The sequence below is a fragment of the Pseudomonas sp. genome (assembly GCF_050739995.1).
GTDB lineage: Bacteria > Pseudomonadota > Gammaproteobacteria > Pseudomonadales > Pseudomonadaceae > Aquipseudomonas.
The window spans coordinates 1-5,744 of the sequence record NZ_JBOICG010000693.1 but is presented as its reverse complement, the minus strand read 5'-3'; the positions used below and the strand labels follow the sequence as shown (position 1 = coordinate 5,744).

General features: G+C 58.2%; 5 protein-coding genes. 4 read left to right on the top strand and 1 reads right to left on the bottom strand.

Annotated features, from left to right (window positions below; genetic code table 11):
- Positions 1 to 213 precede the first annotated feature (213 nt).
- From praA to ACRESD_RS23380, 3 genes are all read left to right on the top strand, one after another.
- Positions 214 to 708 (top strand): alkane oxidation protein activator PraA, encoded by a 495-nt coding sequence (gene praA / locus ACRESD_RS23390; protein WP_431753072.1) that lies wholly within the window; start codon positions 214 to 216, stop codon positions 706 to 708.
- A gap of 127 nt (positions 709 to 835) precedes the next feature.
- Positions 836 to 1,321: an alkane oxidation protein activator PraB gene (praB, locus tag ACRESD_RS23385; RefSeq protein ID WP_431753071.1), complete on the top strand. Its 486-nt coding sequence runs from the start codon at positions 836 to 838 to the stop codon at positions 1,319 to 1,321.
- A 115-nt stretch (positions 1,322 to 1,436) separates the two neighbouring features.
- Positions 1,437 to 2,882 (top strand): outer membrane protein transport protein, encoded by a 1,446-nt coding sequence (locus tag ACRESD_RS23380; protein WP_431753070.1) that lies wholly within the window; start codon positions 1,437 to 1,439, stop codon positions 2,880 to 2,882.
- On the opposite strand, the gene ACRESD_RS23375 is transcribed toward ACRESD_RS23380, so the two are convergent.
- The gene (locus ACRESD_RS23375; protein ID WP_431753069.1) at positions 2,841 to 3,170 is read right to left on the bottom strand and encodes a hypothetical protein; all 330 of its coding nucleotides are present in this window, start codon (positions 3,168 to 3,170) and stop codon (positions 2,841 to 2,843) included. The two genes, ACRESD_RS23380 and ACRESD_RS23375, sit on opposite strands and share 42 nt — an antisense overlap.
- Between ACRESD_RS23375 and ACRESD_RS23370 the strand changes: the two genes are divergently transcribed.
- Positions 3,169 to 5,694 carry an acyl-CoA dehydrogenase gene (locus ACRESD_RS23370; RefSeq protein ID WP_431753068.1) on the top strand — a complete coding sequence of 842 codons (2,526 nt, stop codon included), beginning with the start codon at positions 3,169 to 3,171 and terminating at the stop codon, positions 5,692 to 5,694. The two genes, ACRESD_RS23375 and ACRESD_RS23370, sit on opposite strands and share 2 nt — an antisense overlap.
- Positions 5,695 to 5,744: the final 50 nt, after the last annotated feature.

Below are 5,744 nucleotides of genomic sequence, written 5' to 3'. Positions count from 1 at the left end.
ACATTACCCTGACCAATCTTCAACCGTCGCAACGCCTGAAGTACCTAGAGAAATACGCTAACAGTTCAACACCGTTTTGATGTGAATGTACCTGTTGTTGGGTGTACTCGGGGTCTGTGTATCGCGCAGGTTCCGATTGCCCAAGGTTTACCGATTGAATGCAAGTGAGTGGTTTGACCCTACAAAAATAATTTCAAGGGAAGGACGTACACCATGCAAGCACCTGCCAAGTTCACGAGCCATATCATACTGGCTGCCCTGGGCCTGATCGTTTATCACCAAGCCCAGGCCGCGCGTATCGAGCCCGCGGGCAGCACCTTTACGGCCCAAGGCCCCATCAGCTTTTCCAAAGGCGCACTGATCAGTGCCGACTGCACCATCAAGGTGGCCGGAAAAGTTGCCGCCGATGGCACTTCGGTGAATGTCGATAAAGTTGAATTCGATGGCGGTCTTAAATGCAGCCGTGTTGAAGCCATCAATTTACCGTGGGTATTAATCGCCAAAGACACCAAAAGCGGTTCCATGTCGAAGATCAGTGTGGATGTCCATGCCTTCGGCCTGGGCGGCAAGTGCGGTCCTTCGACAGCCGACGGCACTTGGGATAACGCCACCGGTAAGTTGGAAGCTGCCAATGTGCCGATTGGCGATGACTGCAAGATCAAGACGGTATCGATAAAGATGCCGCCAAACTTCAAAGTGGTCGAATAAATAAAGAAGCGGTGGTAATCGAATTGAGATTTGGCTGGAAAGAGACGTTCTGCTGTTTCACCGTGACCTCTCTATCTTGGCCATTACCCCTGGCGAAATAACTCGCCATTACATGTGAGGAAAAACAATGAAAAGCTTGAAAACCCTCGTTTGTGCAACTTCTTTTGCAATGTGCTTTGGCGCGGCTTCGATGGCCAGTGCGGCTTCAGTTTCTCCTGACGGTCCGTTCTCCACCAACGCCGGCACCATCGTTGTTAAATCGCCATCTTCCTTCGGGGCTGCGGTGACCTGCGGGATTACCTTTACCGGCAACGTCAGCGGTGGCGTGGCTTCGATCAATGGCGCCTCCCTGACCGGTGGTGGCCTGTGCGCCTTGCCGACGTTGACCAACCTGCCATGGGTGTTGACTGCTGCTTCGGGCACTACCGGCACCGTGACCAACGTTGGCTACAAGATCTCCTCGATCCCTGCCACCAACTGCGGTCCGACCACCATCGCAGTGGCTTGGGACCCGAGCAGCAAGACCCTGTCTGCGGCCAACCAGTCGCTTTCTGGCAACTGCACCGTGGTTTCCCTGAGCGTGGCCGCACCTTCGCTGACGGTTAACCCATAAGCCGTGACTCCTAAGGGCTGATCACCCCGGTACACACAGGCGCCTCGCCAGGGGCGTCTGTTCGGGTACCGATCACCGGCAGGGGCCGGGCGTAGATAATAATAAGGAGTACTGCATGAATAATAAGAAACCACACGCTCACACGTTACTGGGGCTGGCCCTGTTGGGAGGCTTGATGACCACGGGGCCTGTCCAGGCGGGCGGGTTCTCCACGCCTACCTACGGGGCACCTGGCTGGGGCCGTGCATTCGGGGGTGGTTCACTGTTCAAGAATGATCCGAGTGCCGCGTATAACAACCCGGCCGCCATGGCGTTCATCGACTCCACCATTGCGCAGCAGACGGTCGATTACGCCCGGGTCAAGATCAAATACTCCGGCCAGGCTTATGATCACAACGGTAATCCGGTGACCAATACTCCGGTTCTGGATGACCAAGGCAGCATGGGCGATCCGACCCTCAATACCAACAATGGCGGGCAGGGTGGCTTCACTGCCTGGCTGCCAACAGGCTTTCTGGTGGTGCCCATTGGCGACCGTTTCGCGTTCGGTCTGAGCCAGGTGGTCCCCCAAGGCATGAAAACCACTTGGGACGAGAACTCGAAGCTGCGGGATTTTGCGGTCGACACCAAAATTGAAACCGTCGGCCTGACCGGTTCCCTGTCGTTCAAGGTCAACGATGAGTTCTCGGTAGGTGCTGGCGTCATTTATCAGCGCAGCCAAGGGTTTGTCAGCCAGAACATCGATTTGCTGGCGGCAGCGGATGTTTCTCCCGGACTGGGCGGCACGGGTTTCCCCACCGGTGTCGGGCATTCATTGATGCGCGTGAAAGTTGATAACAGCTCAGTGGGCTGGTTCACCGGCATCGTCTGGAAGCCGACACTGCAAGACACCCTGGGCTTGAACTATCACGCCAAAATCAAAAACAAGATGACCGGTAAATACAACATTTACACGGATGCCATCGGCCGTAACGCCATGACCAACCCTATCGGTCCAAACGGCGAAACCCTGGTTGAAATGGCCTATCCAGGCCTCAAGCTGTTCCCGGATGGCGCGAATGCCAGTACCCAACTGGATATTCCGGCCACCGCAGCGGTTGACTGGGTTCACCAGTTCAATGACCGCTGGACAATGGGTGTGAGTGTCATGTGGACCGAATGGTCTTCGTTCCAGGACCTGACGCTCAAGTCGCAGGGATCGACGATTGTCGCCATTCCCTACAACTACAAGAACGCCTGGATGACCTCTATCGGCGGTGACTTCAAAGCAACGGACGAACTCACACTCCGTGCGGGTGTGGCTTACGACCAGACGCCGACGCGCAACTCCACACGTGACCCGCGGATTCCCGACGGCGACCGCTACTTCCTGGCGTTCGGTGCCGGCTATGACATCAAGGCTGTGCCTGGTTTGTCGGTAGACGCGGCGTATTCGCACCAGTTCGTGCAAAAGGTCAACCTGAAGACGAAGAACGTGGATCGTCTCGGCGCGGCCCAGCTGGATGGTCAAGCCGAGTCCTCAGGTGACGTTGTCAGCTTGTCGGCTACCTATAAGTTCTAAGTAGTCTGCAAGACAGCGGTGGAGCAGGGCACCCAGCGCATCTGGATGCCCGGCTCCACACGGTCGTGCGTTTCTGACGGGACGCTTTGCGCCCTGTTTCGCTTCCACCTTTTTATCTTTAAGGCTGACTCGCTTGGCCCTTATTTCTTGCGCCAAAGCATTAAATAAATATTTCAAAACAAAATTTGAATTTATCTTTTCAAGTTTGTAGTGTGGCTCTACGCCGCAGTTCATTTCGATCTGCCCGCGCAACAGCCGTGCCCCTGAATCAAGTAGAGGTATCCCCATGGTTATCTGGTTATTGGCGGGTGTCGCAGCAGCGATTGCCCTGGCATATCGACAAGCCACCGCTGCTCTGTGGCTGGGTGTTGGCCTGGTTTGGCTGGCGATTGGTTACCTGGTCAATGTGGTGGCAGGTTTTGGCGCCACCGTCGCGGCGGTGCTGGTGATAGCGCCCGCGGTGCTGATGACGATCAAACCCCTGCGCCGCACGCTGTTGACCAGCAAGGCGCTAGGCCTGTTTCGCACGATCATGCCGGCCATGTCCGACACCGAACGCGCGGCAATCGAGTCCGGCACCGTATGGTGGGATGCCGAATTGTTCAGCGGCAAACCCAACTGGGACCGCCTGCTCAAAGCCGCACCAGCCCGTCTCAGCGCCGAGGAACAAGCCTTCCTCGACAACGAAGTCGAAACGCTGTGTGACATCGCCAACGACTGGGAAACCACCCAGGTCTGGCAGGACATGTCCCCCGAAGGCTGGCAGTACACCAAGGACGCTGGGTTCCTTGGCATGATCATTCCCAAGCAGTACGGCGGCAAAGGTTTCTCCCATTACGCGCACTCGCAAGTGGTGATGAAGCTGTCGACGCGCTGCTCGGCGGCGGCGATTTCAGTGATGGTGCCCAACTCCCTGGGCCCGGCGGAACTGTTGCTGCATTACGGCACCGATGCCCAGCGCAATTATTATTTGCCGCGTTTGGCGCGGGGTGAAGACATCCCATGCTTTGCACTGACCAGCCCCTACGCGGGCTCCGATGCCGGGGCGATCCCGGATTTGGGTATCGTCTGCAAAGGCGTGCACGAAGGCGAGGAAGTGCTGGGTTTCAAAGTGACCTGGGACAAGCGCTACATTACCCTCGGCCCCATCGCCACGGTGCTTGGCCTGGCGTTTCGCGCCGAAGACCCGGACGGTCTGCTCGGCAAGCCGGGTTCGTTGGGCATTACCTGTGCACTGATTCCTACCTCCCATCCGGGCGTGAACAGTGGTCGTCGTCACTGGCCGCTCAACGCTGTATTCCAGAATGGTCCTACCACCGGTAAGGATGTATTCATTCCCCTGGAGTGGGTCATCGGCGGCCGCGAACAAGTCGGCAACGGCTGGCGCATGCTGATGGAGTGCCTGGCCGCCGGCCGCGCGATTTCCTTGCCGTCGGCCAACGTCGGCCTGGGCAAGGTAGCGGTGCGCGGTACCACGGCCTATGCGGCGATGCGCAAACAGTTCGGCTTGCCCATCGGCAAGTTCGAAGGCGTGCAGGCGCCGCTGGCGCGGATGGCCGGGCATTTGTATGCCTGTGATGCCGTGCGCAAGGTCTCGGTGGCGTCCCTGGATGCTGGTGAGAAACCCTCGGTGATCTCGGCCATCGCCAAATACCACGTCACCGAGCGTGCGCGGATCATCGTCAACGACGGCATGGACATCGTTGCCGGCAAAGGCATTTGCATGGGGCCGAACAACTTCCTGGCCCGTGCCTATCAGCAAAGCCCGATAGCCATCACGGTGGAGGGCGCGAACATCATGACTCGTTGCCTGATCATCTTCGGCCAGGGCCTGATTCGCTGCCATCCTTACGTGTTCCGTGAAATGGAAGCGGCACGTAACCCGGATCGGCGCAAAGCACTGGAAGATTTCGACAGTGCGATGTTCGGCCACGTGAGCTTTGTGCTGGCCAACACCGTGCGTGCTGCAGTGCATTCGCTGACCGGCGGGCGGTTGATAGCCGTACCGGCCAAGACCGATCCGGCGCTGGCGTCCTATTACCGTCAGGCCAACCGTCTGTCAGTGGTGCTGGCGTTGATCTCAGACATCTCCATGGGTGTGCTGGGTGGTGCCCTCAAGCGCAAGGAAAGTATCACCGGACGCTTGGGGGATATTCTGTCGCAGTTGTACATCTTGTCCTGCGTACTCAAGCGTTTTGAGGATGATGGCCGGCCTCAGGCCGACCTGCCGCTGGTGCATTGGTCGGCCCAGGACGCGTTGTTGCGTGCCCATGAGGCCTTGGCTGAAGTGCTCGACAACTACCCGTCGAAAGCCGCTGCGGCCGTAGTGCGTGGCTTGAGTTTCCCGCTTGGCATTCCGCTGCGCAAACCCTCGGACCACTTGCTGGCACAAGTGGCCGACGTGGTGCAAACCCCGGGTGAAACCCGTGACCGTTTGCTGGCCAATTCCTACATTCCACGCCCGGAAGTCGACAAGCTGGCCTACGGCGAATTGGGCTTCCGTTTATTGCCGCAGGTGGAGCTGATCGAAGCTCGGCTCAAGTCAGCCGTCAAGCAGGGCTTGATCGAACCGATGCCGATTTCCGCCACGGCCTTCACCGCCTGGCGCGTCAAGGCGCGGGCGCTGGACCTGATCGGTGACGACGAAGACACCTTGCTGGGACGCTATGTGGAATACGCCGACCATGGCATCCAGGTCGACGACTTCCCGCAGGACTTCGGTTTGCTCGAGGCGTTGCAACAGCGTCAACAGGCGTTGGAGCCCAAGGCCAAGCGTCGCAACACCCAAAGCGAAAACGCCTCGGTCAACTGAGCAGTACTGAATGAACGCGGTCAGTGTGGGAGCTGGCTTGCCTGCGATGC